This is a genomic window from Streptomyces sp. SID10853, from assembly GCF_010548145.1.
Classification (GTDB): Bacteria; Actinomycetota; Actinomycetes; order Streptomycetales; family Streptomycetaceae; genus Streptomyces.
In genome coordinates this window covers 21,146-35,086 of sequence record NZ_JAAGLN010000004.1, presented here as the reverse complement: position 1 = coordinate 35,086, position 13,941 = coordinate 21,146, and the positions used below count along the sequence as shown (strand labels likewise).

Here is a 13,941-nt window from a genome sequence, read left to right as displayed (position 1 = left end):
GGCGTTGGCCCTGCGGCTGGAACAGCCGTTGCGGGTCAGCCCGTGGGCCAGAATTTGGGTGCGGCCACCTGAGGATCGACGGTGCGGACACGGGTGGCGCGAGTTGGGTCGACAGAGGTGAGGGAGACCAGACGTTGGCCGTCTGCGACCGATAGCTCGGCCAGAGCGTGGGGGAGACCCGCGCAAACCGTGGCGATGGCCGAGCCGAGGCCGACCAGCCCGCCGTGCTTGTTGTTCTGGCGGTACTCGATCCGATGGAGCCCGGATGCGGCGATCGCCGCGACTTCAAGGTGCCGGCTCATCTGTTTGGTGTCGTTGGTGAGGACCGCGTCGAAGCCTTCAGCGCGGGCCTTCTCGAACAGCTCGATGTCTTTGGTGCCAGCCCATCGGGGCAGATCATGCACGTGCAGGACGTCATGAGCCTTGAGGAGGATGCGGACGATGTCGGCCATAGGACGCGGCACGTTCTCGTCGAGCAGCAGCTTCAAGCGGCGCCTCGGCTCGCACCCGCGCCTGCACCGGTTGGCGTTCCGGTGTAGCTGTCGACGTAATCGGTGAAGTCGGTTGCTTCAAGTGCTGCTCCGGCACTGACCCCGGGGAAGAAGTCGGCGATCTGCTCCGGAGGAATTCCATCTCGGATTAGGGCCGCGACCTCGGCTGCGGGGACGCGAGTGCCACGGATTACCGGCTCACCGCCGCGTACGGATGGATCCACGGCGACATCTGGGCGGGGGGACAGCAGGTCGGGAATGTGCCGACCGTTCCGGTAGAACGGGGCTAGGACATCGACGAGCTGGTGGATGACGAGGTTGCTTTTGCCACCCTTGCGGCCGATCAGGTCGACGGCATGGTCAGGATCGGCCAGATACACCGTGCCCCCGTCGGTGACGAGCTGGTAGGCCGAGAGGTGCTCTCGCTCGCCCAAATCGTCCCTGAGGGAGTCCACTGCGCGACGGATACGCTGCAGCGAGGTCTCCTGCCGGAGGCGCACGCAGGTTCGCAGTGCAACGACATCTCGGAAGGAGTACAGGATGGGCCGTGTAGCCGAGATCTCTGGGACGAGGACTGCGCCTCCTGCGCCTGAGGCGTGACGCCAGTGAGAGAGCTGGGCCATCGTCGCGCCCGACAGCGCCGCTGCGAGCTTCGGTTCGTACGACATGAACCCTCCTCTCTGTGCCACCCGTATGAGCGCGACCGTACTGCATTCTCTGTCGAGGGCCCGCTCAGTGCGACCCCTTCGAGATAAGGGAGTCTGAACGTCTTGCTGCGCGGTGGCTGCCCCTTCCAGCGCCGGGGCCTGCGGAGCAGCCTTCCCGTACTTGGCTCCCAAACGGCTCCCAAGACGCCCCCGGAAACCACTCAGGGGCCTGATCCACTGAGTGGATCAGGCCCCTGACCTGGTGTTTCAGCTGTCGGGGTGGCGGGATTTGAACCCACGACCTCTTCGTCCCGAACGAAGCGCGCTGCCAAGCTGCGCTACACCCCGATTGTCGCTCGCGTGGCGGCGACATCGATTACTTTAGCGGACCTGTGGCCTGAGGCGAAATCCGGTTTTCCCCGGCGGGCGGGTGGAGCCGGATTCCGCCCCGGTGTCGGGCCTACCGCCGGGGGGTGAGTGTCAGCAGCGTCGACTCCGGAGCGCATGCGAAGCGCACCGGGGTGTAGCGGTTCGTGCCGCAGCCCGCTGATACGTGCAGGTAGGAGCGGTTGCCGCCGGACTCGTGGGCGGAGAGGCCCTTGACCCGGTCGGTGTCCAGGTCGCAGTTGGTGACCAGCGCTCCGTAGAACGGGATGCACAGCTGGCCGCCGTGGGTGTGCCCCGCGAGGACCAAGGGGTAGCCGTCCGTCGTGAACGCGTCCAGCGCGCGCAGGTACGGGGCGTGCACCACCCCGATCGAGAGGTCGGCGCCCGGCTCGGGGCCGCCTGCCACCTCCGCGTACCTGTCCCGTTTGATGTGCGGGTCGTCCAGGCCGGTGAAGGCGATCTCCAGGCCGTCCACCTTGAGCCGCCCGCGGGTGTTGGTGAGGTTCACCCAGCCCGCCGCGTCGAAGCCGTCCCGCAGGCCCTCCCACGGGTTGTGCACCACGCCCACCGCCGGAGCCTTGCCGTTCAGGCCGTGCTTGCCCTGTGCCTTCTCGAAGAGGTAGCGGGCCGGGTTGCGGAACTTCGGGCCGTAGTAGTCGTTCGACCCGAACACGTACACACCCGGGAATTCGAGCAGCGGGCCCAGCGCGTCCAGGACCTCGGGTACGGCTTCCGGGTCCGAGAGGTTGTCGCCGGTGTTGACCACGAAGTCGGGCCGCAGCCCCGCCAGGGACTGGAGCCAGCGCTGTTTCTTGCGCTGGCCGCTGACCATGTGGATGTCCGCGACCTGGAGTACGCGTACGGGCCTGGCGCCCGGCGGCAGGACCGGCACCGTCACCCGCCGGAGGCGGAACGAGCGCGCCTCGAATCCGGCGGCATAGGCGATGCCTGCCGCGCCAACGGCCGTGATTCCTGCGGTGACTTTGAGGGGGATCCCATAGCGTGCGCGCATACCTCCATCGTCGCAGACAGCGGGTCACCGCAAAATCTGCGGGCGCCGCCGGGACCGTACCTGCGACACTTGGCCCTATGACCACGCTCAAGTCCAAGCTGCACGCAGAACTCACCGAAGCCATCAGGGCGCGCGACGAGCTGCGCTCCTCGACGCTCCGGCTGACCCTCTCCGCGATCACCAACGAAGAGGTCTCGGGTAAATCGGCGCGCGAGCTGACCGATGACGAGGTGCTGAAGGTGATCGCCAAGGAGGCGAAGAAGCGCCGTGAGGCGGCGGAAGCCTTCGAGCAGGGTGGCCGTACCGAGAGCGCCGCGCGGGAGAAGGCGGAGGGCGAGCTGCTCGCCACGTATCTGCCGAAGCAGCTGAGCGACGACGAGCTGGGCGCGATCGTCGAGCAGGCCGTCAGCGAGGCGAAGGCCGCGGGCGCCGAAGGACCGCGTGCCATGGGCGCCGTCATGAAGATCGTGAACCCCAAGGTGGCCGGGCTCGCCGAGGGCGGCCGGGTGGCAGCCGAGGTGAAGAAGCGGCTCGCGAGCTGAGCCGGCCCTCGGCCGGGCCGGGCCGGGCCGGTTCGCGGTCGAGGTGGCTCCGGCTGAGTGGGCTCGTGGATGAGGTGGCTCCGGCCGGGCCGGTTCGCCGGCTGAGCCGCCCTGCGGTTGGGCCGGTTCGTGGTTGAGATGCTGTGGCTGAGTCGGCTCGTGGATGAGGTGGCTCCGGCCGGGCCGGTTCGCCGGCTGAGCCGGCCCTCGGCCGGCGACTCGCGGTTGAGGTGGCTCCGGCTTCCGGCTGAGTCGGCTCGCGGTCGAGGCGGCGCCTGCCCGTACTCCGTGCTCCGTACTCCGTGTTCCGTGCCCCCGCCCGTCCCGCCCCGCTCGTCCCGCCCCACCCGTCCCCTCCCGCCCCGCCCCGACTGCTGCTCACTCGCCAAAGAGGAGGGGCGCCCGGTGAATGTCACCGGGCGCCCCTCCTCGCGTACCGCGCCTGACGTCTGTTCGGACGTCCGGGTGCCTGCCGTTACCGGCCGGCCGGCCGTCGTGCGTCCGGCGGTCCGTTATCTCCGGTGGTGGCCGCCGCCGTTGTTGCCGCCGAAGAAGCCCGGCGGGAACGAGATCCCGCCGGTCCCCGGCTGGCCGCCGCCGTTGCCCTGGTCGCCGCCGTCGGTCGCGTCGCCGCCGGTTCCGCCGTCCGTTCCGTTGCCCTGGTCACCGGCCTGGTCGCCACCCTGCTTGTCGTGGCTCTTGTCGCCGCTGGAGTGGCCGCGCGGAACACTGACCTTGTTGAACGACGGCGTCTCGGAGGGCGACAGCGCCCCCGTCATCGCCGTCTTCCAGATGGGGCCGGGGAGACAGCCACCGCAGACCTCGTCGTAGTAGTGGCCGCCGATGTTGATGTTGGTCATCGGGATCTGCTGCGAGCCGTCGCTGCCGACCCAGACTGCCGTGGCCAGGTTGGGTGTGTAGCCGACGAACCACGCGTTCTTGCGCTCGTCGGTGGTACCCGTCTTGCCCGCGTTGTCGCGGTCGCTGAGCCCGGCCTGCTTGCCGGTACCGTCCGCGACCACGCCCTTCAGCATCTGGTTGATCGTGTCGGCCGTGTGCTCGCTCATCGCCGACGAGCAGGACGACTTCGGCACCGGGATCTGCTTGCCGCCCGGCGCCGTCACCGACTCGATGGCGATCGGGGAGCAGTACGTCCCGCGGTTGGCGAAGGTGGCGTACACCGAGGCCATCGCCAGCGGGGTCGACTCCTGGCCGCCGAGGGTGGTGGAGGGCACCGCCTGGAGCGGCTTGTTGTTGCCCCGGATGTAGCCGACCTTGTCGGCCATGGTGATCGTCTCGCAGAGGCCGGCCTTCTGCTCCAGCTTCGCGAAGTACGTGTTGATCGACTTGCCCAGCGCGCTGGTCATGTCGAAGGTGCCCTTCTCCGACGTGAGCTCGTTCTGCACGGACCAGGGGCTGGAGTCGGCCGGCTGGTTCTGGCAGTTCTGGAAGCTCGTACCCGGCAGGGAGATCTTCGAGCCCGTCGTGAAGCTCTGCGACGGGCTGATGCCCTTCTCCAGTGCGGCGGCCGCGGTGATCGGCTTGAACGTCGAGCCGACCTGGAAGCCCGCGTACGTACCGCCCATCTTGTTGTCGACCGAGAGGTTCAGCACCGTCTCGTGCTTCGACGGGTCCAGGCCGTACGGGCGGGACTGGGCCATCGCGAGGATCTTGCCGGTGCCCGGCTGGACCTGCACCACCGCGTCCGCGATCTTGTCGTCCTTGTTGACCCGCGAGGTGGCCGCGACATTCGACGACGCCTGCGCCTTGGGGTCCAGGGTGGTCTTGACGGTCAGGCCGCCGACCGCCCAGAGCTTCTGGCGCTCCTCCTTGGTCTTGCCGAAGGCCGGGTCCGTGAGGAACACCTTGCGTACGTAGTCGCAGAAGAAGCCCGAGCCCTTGACCGCGGTGATGCAGCCGCTCTTGGGCTTGGTCACCTTGAGCTTGATCGGCTCGGCCATCGCCTTGTCGGCCTGCGGCTGCGAGATGGAGTGGACATCGGCCATGCGCTGCAGCACGGTGTTGCGCCGCTTGGTGGCCTCTTCCATGTCATTGATCGGGTCGTAGCGGCTCGGCGACTGGACGAGACCGGCCAGCAACGCGGACTGGCTGATCGTCAGGTCCTTCGCGGATGTGGAGAAGTACCGCTGGGCCGCCGCCTCGACTCCGTACGCCTGCTCACCGAAGAAGGTGATGTTGAGGTAGTTCTCCAGGATCTTCTTCTTGCCGAGCGACTTCTCGACCTGGATCGCGTACTTGAGCTCGCGGACCTTGCGGCCCAGGCTCTTCTGCTGGGCCTCGGCGACCTTGGTCGGGTCGTCGCCCGCCTCCTCGACGAAGACGTTCTTGACGTACTGCTGGGTCAGGGTCGACGCGCCCTGGGCCGCGCCGCCCTCCTGCGCGTTGCGGTTGACCGCGCGCGCCACGCCCTTGAGGTCGATCGCACCGTGCTGGTAGAAGCGCGCGTCCTCGATCGCGACGAGGGCCTTCTGCATGTACGGCGAGATGTCCTGGAGCTTCACCACCGTGCGGTCCCGCTCGTAGACCGACGCGATCTGGTTGTTGTTCGCATCCAGAATCGTGGTCCGCTGGCTGAGCGGCGGCGTCTTGAGGCTGGCGGGGATGTCGTCGAATCCCTTGACGGTGCCCTTGGCCGCGAGCCCCAGCGCTCCGGCTGCCGGCAGCGCGATGCCCGCCAGTACAGCTCCGGAGAGCGCGGCGACACCGATGAATTTGGCGGCCTGCTGGGTCTTGGTGAGACCCCCGCCGGAGCGCTTCTTTGGCATGAGGGCAGCCTACGTGGTGGAGAAGGAGCAGCTTCATTCGCCGGACACGCGGACATGCCTTGGCCTAAGCTGCACCTAACTGTCACAGCAGTGCCCTCCCGTATCAAGCCCCCTGGCGCGATATCGCTCTCCCCGAATAGGGCGAATGTGCGCCGAATATGCCCCATGTGTAGCCCGGCGTCCGATGTGGCATGGATGAACTGCCCCGTTTTGCCGGGGTTGTGAAGAATGTCCTGCGCTCACTCCGTTGGGTGATCTGCCGCGTACGCATAGTCCGTTCGGACCATTCAAGATTGGGCCCGAAGGGGGTGTTGCGCTGTGCCCACCTTCCGTAACGTCCTCAACTGGCAGCGGTGAATATGCCGCTGCCGCCGTGGGGGAGCCTCGAATTCGGGAGAGGACGGCGCCGGGATGGGCTGGGTAACTGACTGGAGTGCGCAGGCAGCCTGCCGCACTACCGATCCGGACGAACTGTTTGTACAAGGGGCAGCGCAGAACAGGGCCAAGGCGGTGTGCACCGGATGCCCGGTGCGTACGGAGTGCCTGGCCGACGCGCTCGACAACCGCGTCGAATTCGGCGTGTGGGGTGGCATGACCGAGCGGGAGCGGCGTGCGCTGTTGCGCAGGCGTCCCACCGTCACCTCGTGGCGTCGACTGCTGGAGACCGCGCGCACCGAGTACGAGCGCAGCACGGGCATCCTGCCCGCGATCGTCGCGGATGACGAAGCGTTCGAGGAGACGTACGCCGCCGTGGGGTAGCCGCCGCCGTGGGGAGACCCGCGTCGTCGCAGGGCGAGTGAGCGGGGCTGACTACCGACTCAGGCCGGGGAACGACCGGTCGCGAGGCGGTCACCGATGGCCCGGAGCCCTGCCAGGTCATGGACATCACCGGGCAGCGCGGCCACCTCGGCCACGGCCACCTCGGGGTGGAGCGCGGTGAAGCGGTCGCGGGTGCGCTGCTCGCGGGCGAGCACCTGCATGCGTTCGGCGTGCAGTCGGAGCAGGCCGGCGGTCAGTGCGTCGACTGTCGGCTCCGGCATGGCTCCAGCCGGTTCGGGGGTGGCTTCGGCTGCTGACGTGTCCGACGTAACTGACGGCTCTGGTGTATCTGACGGATCTGACGGATCTGATGTGTCGGCCTCCGGTGGCGTCACGGCGGAAGTCTCGGCTGTCACTGGGGAAGTCCCAGGGGTCTCGGGGGGCTCAGGGGTCTCGGAAAGCTCTCCGTGCTCCGTGTTTCCGGGCTCGGGAGAGGGGCCCGTGGAGTCACGAACTGCTTCATTCCCGGCCTCCTGATCCACAATGCCGGTGTCGTCAAGATTTTCCGCGGCGGCCAGTGCGCGCTCCGCCGTGAGCCGCGCGGCCCCACTCCCGTGCACCCTGTTGAGCACCAGCCCGGCCAGCGGCATCCCGTCGGCCGCCAGCCGCTCCACGAAGTACGCGGCCTCCCGCAGCGCGTCCCGCTCCGGCGCCGCGACCACCAGGAAGGCCGTGCCGGGCGCCTGGAGCAGCCGGTACGTGGCGTCGGCGCGGGTGCGGAAGCCGCCGAACATCGTGTCCATCGCCGTGACGAACGTCTGCACATCGCGCAGGAACTGGCCCCCGAGCAGCTTGCCGAGCGTGCCGGTCATCATCGACATGCCGACATTGAGGAACTTCATCCCGGCCCGGCCGCCGACCTTCGCCGGGGCCATCAGCAGCCGGATGAACTTGCCGTCCAGGAACGACCCGAGCCGCTTCGGCGCGTCCAGGAAGTCGAGCGCCGACCGCGACGGCGGGGTGTCCACGACGATCAGGTCCCACTCGTCGCGTGCCCGCAGCTGGCCCAGCTTCTCCATCGCCATGTACTCCTGCGTACCGGCGAAGCCGGCGGAGAGCGACTGGTAGAAGGGGTTGTTCAGGATCGCGCCGGCCCGCTCGCTGTCCGCGTGCGCCTCGACGATCTCGTCGAAGGTCCGCTTCATGTCCAGCATCATGGCGTGCAGTTCACCGTCGCCGGTGGCCTTGATGCCCGCGACGCGGCGCGGGATGTTGTCGAGCGAGTCGATGCCCATGGACTGGGCGAGCCTGCGGGCCGGATCGATGGTCAGCACGACGGCCCTGCGCCCGCGCTCGGCCGCCCGCACCCCCAGCGCGGCCGCCGTCGTGGTCTTGCCGACTCCGCCGGAGCCGCAGCACACGATGATGCGGGTGGCCGGGTCGTCGATCAGCGGGTCGATGTCGAGGAGGGGCACGCTGTCCAGGGTCATGACGTGGTGTGCCTCCGCAGTTCCGTCGCCAGCTGGTAGAGCCCGGCGAGGTCCATTCCGTCGCCGAGCAGCGGGAGTTCGTAGGTGGGGAGCTCCAATTCGGCCAGTACGGCACGCTGTTCGCGCTCCAGCTCCACCCGCTCCGCGTGGTCCACGGCCTCGGCGAGCAGCGGGGTCACCAGCTTCGCGGCGCCGCTGACACCGGCGCGGGTCAGCGCCTTGGCCACCTCCTTGCGGCGGTCGCCCGACACGGTCCGTACGGTCTGCTCGTCCAGGAGCGCGGGGCGGACCATGTTCACGATGACGTTCCCCACCGGGAGGTCGGCCGCGCGCAGTTCGGCGATGCCGTCCGCGGTCTCCTGCACCGGCATCTCCTCCAGCAGCGTCACCAGGTGCACCGCGGTCTCGGGGGACTTGAGGACCCGCATCACGGCCTGGGCCTGGTTGTGTATCGGCCCGATCTTCGCCAGCCCCGCCACCTCGTCGTTGACGTTCAGGAAGCGGGTGATGCGGCCCGTCGGCGGCGCGTCCATGATGATGTGGTCGTAGGCGAAACGACCCTGCTTGGTCTTGCGGCGGACGGCCTCGCACGCCTTGCCGGTGAGGAGCACGTCCCGCACACCGGGCGCGATGGTGGTGGCGAAGTCGATCGCGCCGAGCTTCTTCAGGGCCCGGCCCGCGCTGCCCAGCTTGTAGAACATCTGGAGGTAGTCGAGCAGGGCGCGTTCGGCGTCGATCGCCAGGGCGTACACCTCCCCGCCGCCGGGTGCCACGGCGATCTTCCGCTCCTCGTACGGGAACGCCTCGGTCTCGAAGAGCTGGGCGATGCCCTGCCGGCCCTCCACCTCCACCAGCAGAGTGCGCTTGCCCTCCGTCGCGAGGGCAAGCGCCAGCGCGGCGGCGACCGTGGTCTTTCCGGTCCCGCCCTTGCCACTCACGACCTGAAGCCTGCTCACGTATTCGAGCCTAACCAGTCGGGCACGGTGGTACGCCCGAGGCTGTCAGTGACAGCGGCTACAGTCGCGGTATGGCCAAATGGGAATACGCGACTGTGCCGCTGCTGGTGCACGCGACGAAGCAGATTCTGGACACCTGGGGCGAGGACGGCTGGGAGCTCGTCCAGGTCGTGCCAGGACCGAACAACCCCGAGCAGCTCGTGGCGTACCTCAAGCGCGAGAAGTCCGCATGAGCGGCACCGTCGAAGCGCGGCTGACCGAGCTGGGGCTGACGCTTCCGGACGTCGTACCGCCGCTGGCCGCGTACCAGCCGGCCGTGCAGTCCGGTGTGTACGTGTACACGGCGGGCCAGCTGCCGATGGTGGACGGCAAGCTCCCGCTGGTCGGGAAGGTCGGCGCCGAGGTCACCGCCGAGGACGCCAAGGACCTGGCGCGTACGTGTGCGCTGAACGCGCTGGCGGCCGTGAAGTCGCTCGTCGGTGACCTGGACCGGATCGAGCGCGTCGTGAAGGTCGTGGGATTCGTGGCCTCGGCCCCGGACTTCACGGGCCAGCCGGGCGTGCTCAACGGCGCCAGCGAGCTGCTGGGTGCGGCCCTGGGCGACCGCGGTGTGCACGCGCGCAGCGCGGTGGGCGTCGCGGTGCTGCCGCTGGACGCACCGGTCGAGGTGGAGATCCAGGTCGAGCTGAAGGCTTGAGGGTGCCGCCAGGTCGAGCTGGGGCTTGAGGGCGCAGCTGGAGGCTTGAGGGTGCCGGGGCTCCGGAGCGGCGCCCCGCCCGCCTCTCGAACATCGGCGCGAGAGCGGTTAGCCTCCGGCCATGCCCCAAGGTCAGTGGTACCCGCCGGAATGGCCCGACCGTATCCGAGCCCTGGCGGCCGGTGAGCTCACCGCCGTCGTACCGCGCAGGGCCGCGACCGTCATGCTGCTGCGCGACACGGCGGCCGGTCCCGCCGTCCACATGCTGCGCAGACGCGCCTCCATGGCCTTCGCCGGGGGCGCGTACGCGTATCCGGGCGGCGGCGTCGACCCCCGTGACGACGACCGCCTCGTGGGCTGGGCCGGGCCGCCGCGCGAGGTGTGGGCCGCGCGGCTCGGCGTCGACGCCGCGTCCGCGCAGGCCATCGTCTGCGCCGCCGTACGGGAGACGTACGAGGAGGCCGGTGTGCTCCTCGCCGGTGAGACCGCGTCCACCGTCGTCAGTGACCTCTCGGGTGACGACTGGGAGGCGGACCGCGCCGCGCTCGTCGACCGCGATCTGTCCTTCGCCGACTTCCTGGACCGGCGTGGTCTCGTCCTCCGCTCCGATCTGCTGGGCGCGTGGGCCCGCTGGATCACCCCGGAGTTCGAGCCGAAGCGGTACGACACCTGGTTCTTCGCGGCGGCGCTGCCGGACGGGCAGCGGACCCGGAACGCCTCCACCGAGGCGGACCGCACGGTCTGGGTACGGCCGGAGGAGGCAGCAGGCGCGTACGACAAGGGCGAGCTGCTGATGATGCCGCCGACGATCTCGACGCTCCGCTCGCTCCAGCCGTACGCGACCGTGGCCGACGCCCTGGCGGGAGCGGCCGCGCAGGAGCTCACTCCGGTGCTGGCACGGGCCCGGCTGGAGGGCGGTGAGCTGGTGCTGAGCTGGCCGGGTCATGATGAGTTCACCCGGCGGCTGCCGGCGACGGGAGACGGGGAATGACCGGCCGCGTGCCCGAGGCGACCGCCAGGACGACAGGAGCCCCCGCGTGAGTGACGCCGCAGCACTCCCCGGCCAGCCCAGGGGCGGGGTCCTGTCCGGGCCCGCCACCTCACGGGCGTTCAACGTCCTGGCCCCGAACGCCTCCGCGATGACGCTCGACGGCACCAACACCTGGATCGTCGCCGAGCCGGACTCCGACCTGGCCGTCGTCATCGACCCTGGACCGCTCGACGAGACCCATCTGCAGGCCGTGGTCGCGGCGGCGGAGGGCGCGGGCAAACGCGTCGCGCTGACCCTTCTGACGCACGGCCACCCGGATCACGCGGAGGGCGCGGCGCGGTTCGCGGAGCTGACGCGTACACACGTACGGGCTCTGGACCCCGCGCTGCGCCTCGGCGACGAGGGGCTCGGCGCCGGGGACGTCATCACCACCGGCGGCCTGGAGCTGCGGGTCGTACCGACGCCGGGCCACACCGCCGACTCGCTCTGCTTCCACCTCCCGGCCGACCGGGCGGTGCTGACGGGCGACACGGTGCTGGGCCGCGGGACGACGGTGGTCGCCCATCCGGACGGCCGGCTCGGCGACTACCTGGACTCGCTGCGACGGCTGCGCTCGCTGACGGTGGACGACGGGGTGCACACGGTGCTCCCGGGGCACGGGCCCGTACTGGAGGACGCCCAGGGGGCCGTCGACTTCTACCTCGCGCACCGGGCGAACCGCCTCGCCCAGGTGGAGACGGCGGCCGAGAAGGGCTTCACGACGGCATCGGAGGTCGTCGCGCAGGTGTACGCGGACGTCGACCGCTCACTCTGGCCCGCGGCCGAGCTGTCGGTACGGGCGCAGCTGGAGTATCTGCGGGAGCACGGGCTGATCTGAGCAGCTGAGCCGTGCTGCCTGCCGTGTGCGTACGTGAAGGGGCGCCCCGCTCTCGCAGTGGGGCGCCCCTTCACGTACGTACACGGCAGGTGCGGCCGCTAGCGGGACCGCTTCGCGAGGCGCTCCACGTCCAGCAGGATGACCGCACGGGCCTCCAGCCGCAGCCAGCCTCGTCCGGCGAAGTCCGCGAGGGCCTTGTTGACCGTCTCGCGGGAGGCGCCGACCAGCTGGGCCAGCTCCTCCTGGGTGAGGTCGTGGACCACGTGGATGCCCTCCTCCGACTGCACACCGAAGCGGCGCGAGAGGTCGAGGAGCGCACGGGCGACCCGGCCGGGGACGTCCGAGAAGACCAGGTCGGACATCTGGTCGTTGGTCTTGCGCAGCCGGCGGGCGACCGCGCGCAGCAGCGCCGTGGCCACCTCGGGGCGGACATTCAGCCAGGGCTGGAGGTCGCCGTGGCCCAGACCGAGCAGCTTGACCTCGGTCAGCGCCGACGCCGTGGCGGTACGCGGGCCCGGGTCGAAGAGGGACAGTTCACCGATCAGCTCGCCGGGGCCGAGGACGGCCAGCATGTTCTCGCGGCCGTCGGGGGAAGTGCGGTGCAGCTTTACCTTGCCCTCGGTGACCACATAGAGGCGGTCGCCGGGGTCGCCCTCGTGGAAGAGGGCGTCGCCGCGGGCGAGCGTCACCTCACTCATCGAGGCGCGCAGCTCAGCGGCCTGCTCGTCATCGAGCGCCGCGAAGAGCGGGGCGCGCCGCAGAACGTCGTCCACGAGTTCTCTCCTTGTCGACCTGCTCAGGGAACCGGCTGGTTCCCATCATGCCGGACGGGTCAATCAGTGTGATCAGTCACAAGTTTGACGCACTGCTGCTGCGGCTTGTGCGGGAGGGGGCCGATTGGGTTGGGAATTGGCTGTGACCGGGGTGGATGTCGGTGCCTGCCTCTAGGCTGGCCGAGTGTCCAAAAGGCCGGTGAGAGCAGAGAGTCAGGGGGCTGAACGGGTGTCACCCGCGCTGTGATTCTGCTGTGGGCGAACAGTCGCCCACCCGGGCGAAAAAGGCCGCAAACGTGACGAAACCGGTGAACCGGTGAAGGGGACCGAGATGGCAGAGCCGACAGAGGCGGCAGCGGTAGCGGGGGCGGAGGCGGCAGGCAAGGCTCCGGCCGGTAAGAAGGCTGCGCCCGCCAAGAAGGCTGCGCCCGCGAAGAAGGCTGCGCCCGCCGGGAAAGCAGCGCCCGCCAAGAGGGCCGCTCCCGCGAAGAAGGCGGCTCCTGCCAGAAAGGCCGCTCCGGTCAAGGCCGCACCCGAGAAGGCCAAGAAGGCTGTGCCTGCCAAGAAGGCGGCGGCAGCGGGGAAGGCGGCTGTGCCTGCCAAGAAGGCGGCGGCATCCTCGAAGAAGACGGCAGCGGCAGCGGCAGCGGGGAAGGCGGCTGCGCCCGCCAAGAAAGCGGCTGCATCCTCGAAGAAGGCCGCCGCGGCGGCGCAGAAGGCGGCCGCGCCCGCCGTGGAGGCTGTCAGGATTCCCAGGTCGGAGTCCCATGCCGCCCTGGTCCGCCGGGCGCGCCGGATCAACAGTGAGCTGGCCGAGGTCTATCCGTACGCCCATCCCGAGCTCGACTTCGAGAACCCCTTCGAGCTGCTGGTCGCCACGGTCCTCTCCGCCCAGACCACCGACCTCCGGGTCAATCAGACGACGCCCGGGCTCTTCGCGAAGTTCCCGACGCCGGAGGACATGGCGGCCGCCGACCCCGAGGAGCTGGAGCAGATCCTGCGGCCGACCGGGTTCTTCCGGGCGAAGGCGAGGTCGGTCCTCGGCCTGTCCACCGCCATCAGGGACAACTTCGGCGGCGAGGTACCGGGCCGGCTCGAAGATCTGGTGTCACTGCCCGGAGTGGGGCGGAAAACGGCCAATGTCGTTCTCGGTAATGCGTTCGGAGTGCCGGGAATCACCGTCGACACTCATTTCGGGCGGCTGGTGCGCCGCTGGAAGTGGACCGAGCAGACCGACCCCGAGAAGGTCGAGGCGGAGGTCTGCGCGCTCTTCCCCAAGAGCGACTGGACGATGCTCTCGCACCGGGTCGTCTTCCACGGCCGCCGGATCTGCCACGCCCGTAAACCGGCCTGCGGCGCCTGCCCGATCGCCCCGCTCTGCCCTGCGTACGGCGAGGGCGAGACAGACCCGGAGAAGGCGCGGAAGCTGCTGAAGTACGAGAAGGGCGGACAGCCCGGCCAGCGGCTGAAGCCTCCCGCGGACTATCCGGGACAGCCGGCCCCGCCGATGGCGGCCGGGTGACGGCGGCCCGC

Annotated in this window: 14 protein-coding genes and 1 tRNA gene; 7 read left to right on the top strand and 8 right to left on the bottom strand. The window is 69.6% G+C overall.

Annotation, left to right across the window (positions count from 1 at the left end):
- Window positions 1-35: 35 nt before the first annotated feature.
- The 4 genes from G3I19_RS02250 to G3I19_RS02235 all read right to left on the bottom strand — a co-directional run bounded on the left by G3I19_RS02250 (window position 36) and on the right by G3I19_RS02235 (window position 2,537).
- Window positions 36-488 (bottom strand): DUF5615 family PIN-like protein, encoded by a 453-nt coding sequence (locus G3I19_RS02250; protein WP_164258865.1) that lies wholly within the window; start codon window positions 486-488, stop codon window positions 36-38.
- On the bottom strand, window positions 485-1,159 hold the full coding sequence (locus G3I19_RS02245; RefSeq protein WP_164258863.1) for a DUF433 domain-containing protein: 675 nt from the start codon (window positions 1,157-1,159) through the stop codon (window positions 485-487). The genes G3I19_RS02250 and G3I19_RS02245 overlap by 4 nt, the downstream gene beginning before the upstream one ends.
- Window positions 1,160-1,412: 253 nt before the next feature.
- A tRNA-Pro gene (locus tag G3I19_RS02240) sits at window positions 1,413-1,486 on the bottom strand.
- A gap of 112 nt (window positions 1,487-1,598) precedes the next feature.
- Window positions 1,599-2,537: a metallophosphoesterase gene (locus tag G3I19_RS02235; RefSeq protein ID WP_164258861.1), complete on the bottom strand. Its 939-nt coding sequence runs from the start codon at window positions 2,535-2,537 to the stop codon at window positions 1,599-1,601.
- A 77-nt stretch (window positions 2,538-2,614) separates the two neighbouring features.
- Here G3I19_RS02235 and G3I19_RS02230 point away from each other — a divergent pair, with 77 nt between their 5' ends.
- The gene (locus G3I19_RS02230; protein WP_164258858.1) at window positions 2,615-3,079 is read left to right on the top strand and encodes a GatB/YqeY domain-containing protein; all 465 of its coding nucleotides are present in this window, start codon (window positions 2,615-2,617) and stop codon (window positions 3,077-3,079) included.
- Between the two features lie 512 nt (window positions 3,080-3,591).
- Here the strand turns inward: G3I19_RS02230 and G3I19_RS02225 are convergent.
- On the bottom strand, window positions 3,592-5,865 hold the full coding sequence (locus G3I19_RS02225) for a transglycosylase domain-containing protein (protein WP_164258857.1): 2,274 nt from the start codon (window positions 5,863-5,865) through the stop codon (window positions 3,592-3,594).
- A gap of 411 nt (window positions 5,866-6,276) precedes the next feature.
- Here G3I19_RS02225 and G3I19_RS02215 point away from each other — a divergent pair, with 411 nt between their 5' ends.
- Window positions 6,277-6,624: a WhiB family transcriptional regulator gene (locus G3I19_RS02215; protein ID WP_164258855.1), complete on the top strand. Its 348-nt coding sequence runs from the start codon at window positions 6,277-6,279 to the stop codon at window positions 6,622-6,624.
- Window positions 6,625-6,683: 59 nt separating this feature from the next.
- On the opposite strand, the gene G3I19_RS02210 is transcribed toward G3I19_RS02215, so the two are convergent.
- Window positions 6,684-8,114 (bottom strand): ArsA family ATPase, encoded by a 1,431-nt coding sequence (locus tag G3I19_RS02210; RefSeq protein ID WP_164258853.1) that lies wholly within the window; start codon window positions 8,112-8,114, stop codon window positions 6,684-6,686.
- On the bottom strand, window positions 8,111-9,070 hold the full coding sequence (locus G3I19_RS02205; protein WP_164258851.1) for an ArsA-related P-loop ATPase: 960 nt from the start codon (window positions 9,068-9,070) through the stop codon (window positions 8,111-8,113). Before G3I19_RS02205 ends, G3I19_RS02210 begins: the two co-directional genes overlap by 4 nt.
- 71 nt (window positions 9,071-9,141) lie before the next feature.
- Between G3I19_RS02205 and G3I19_RS02200 the strand changes: the two genes are divergently transcribed.
- The 4 genes from G3I19_RS02200 to G3I19_RS02185 all read left to right on the top strand — a co-directional run bounded on the left by G3I19_RS02200 (window position 9,142) and on the right by G3I19_RS02185 (window position 11,635).
- Window positions 9,142-9,303, top strand: coding sequence for a DUF4177 domain-containing protein (locus tag G3I19_RS02200; protein ID WP_164258849.1), 162 nt, complete (start codon window positions 9,142-9,144; stop codon window positions 9,301-9,303).
- Entirely contained in the window at window positions 9,300-9,767 is a 468-nt protein-coding gene (locus G3I19_RS02195) for a RidA family protein (protein ID WP_164258848.1), read from the top strand. Before G3I19_RS02200 ends, G3I19_RS02195 begins: the two co-directional genes overlap by 4 nt.
- Window positions 9,768-9,888: 121 nt before the next feature.
- The gene (locus G3I19_RS02190) at window positions 9,889-10,758 is read left to right on the top strand and encodes an NUDIX domain-containing protein (RefSeq protein WP_164258846.1); all 870 of its coding nucleotides are present in this window, start codon (window positions 9,889-9,891) and stop codon (window positions 10,756-10,758) included.
- 46 nt (window positions 10,759-10,804) lie between these two features.
- Window positions 10,805-11,635 carry an MBL fold metallo-hydrolase gene (locus G3I19_RS02185; RefSeq protein ID WP_164258844.1) on the top strand — a complete coding sequence of 277 codons (831 nt, stop codon included), beginning with the start codon at window positions 10,805-10,807 and terminating at the stop codon, window positions 11,633-11,635.
- Between the two features lie 98 nt (window positions 11,636-11,733).
- Here the strand turns inward: G3I19_RS02185 and G3I19_RS02180 are convergent, their stop codons facing one another.
- The gene (locus tag G3I19_RS02180; protein ID WP_164258843.1) at window positions 11,734-12,408 is read right to left on the bottom strand and encodes a Crp/Fnr family transcriptional regulator; all 675 of its coding nucleotides are present in this window, start codon (window positions 12,406-12,408) and stop codon (window positions 11,734-11,736) included.
- A gap of 331 nt (window positions 12,409-12,739) precedes the next feature.
- On the opposite strand from G3I19_RS02180, the gene nth reads away from it, so the two are divergent.
- Window positions 12,740-13,930, top strand: coding sequence for an endonuclease III (gene nth / locus G3I19_RS02175; protein WP_164258842.1), 1,191 nt, complete (start codon window positions 12,740-12,742; stop codon window positions 13,928-13,930).
- Window positions 13,931-13,941 lie beyond the last annotated feature (11 nt).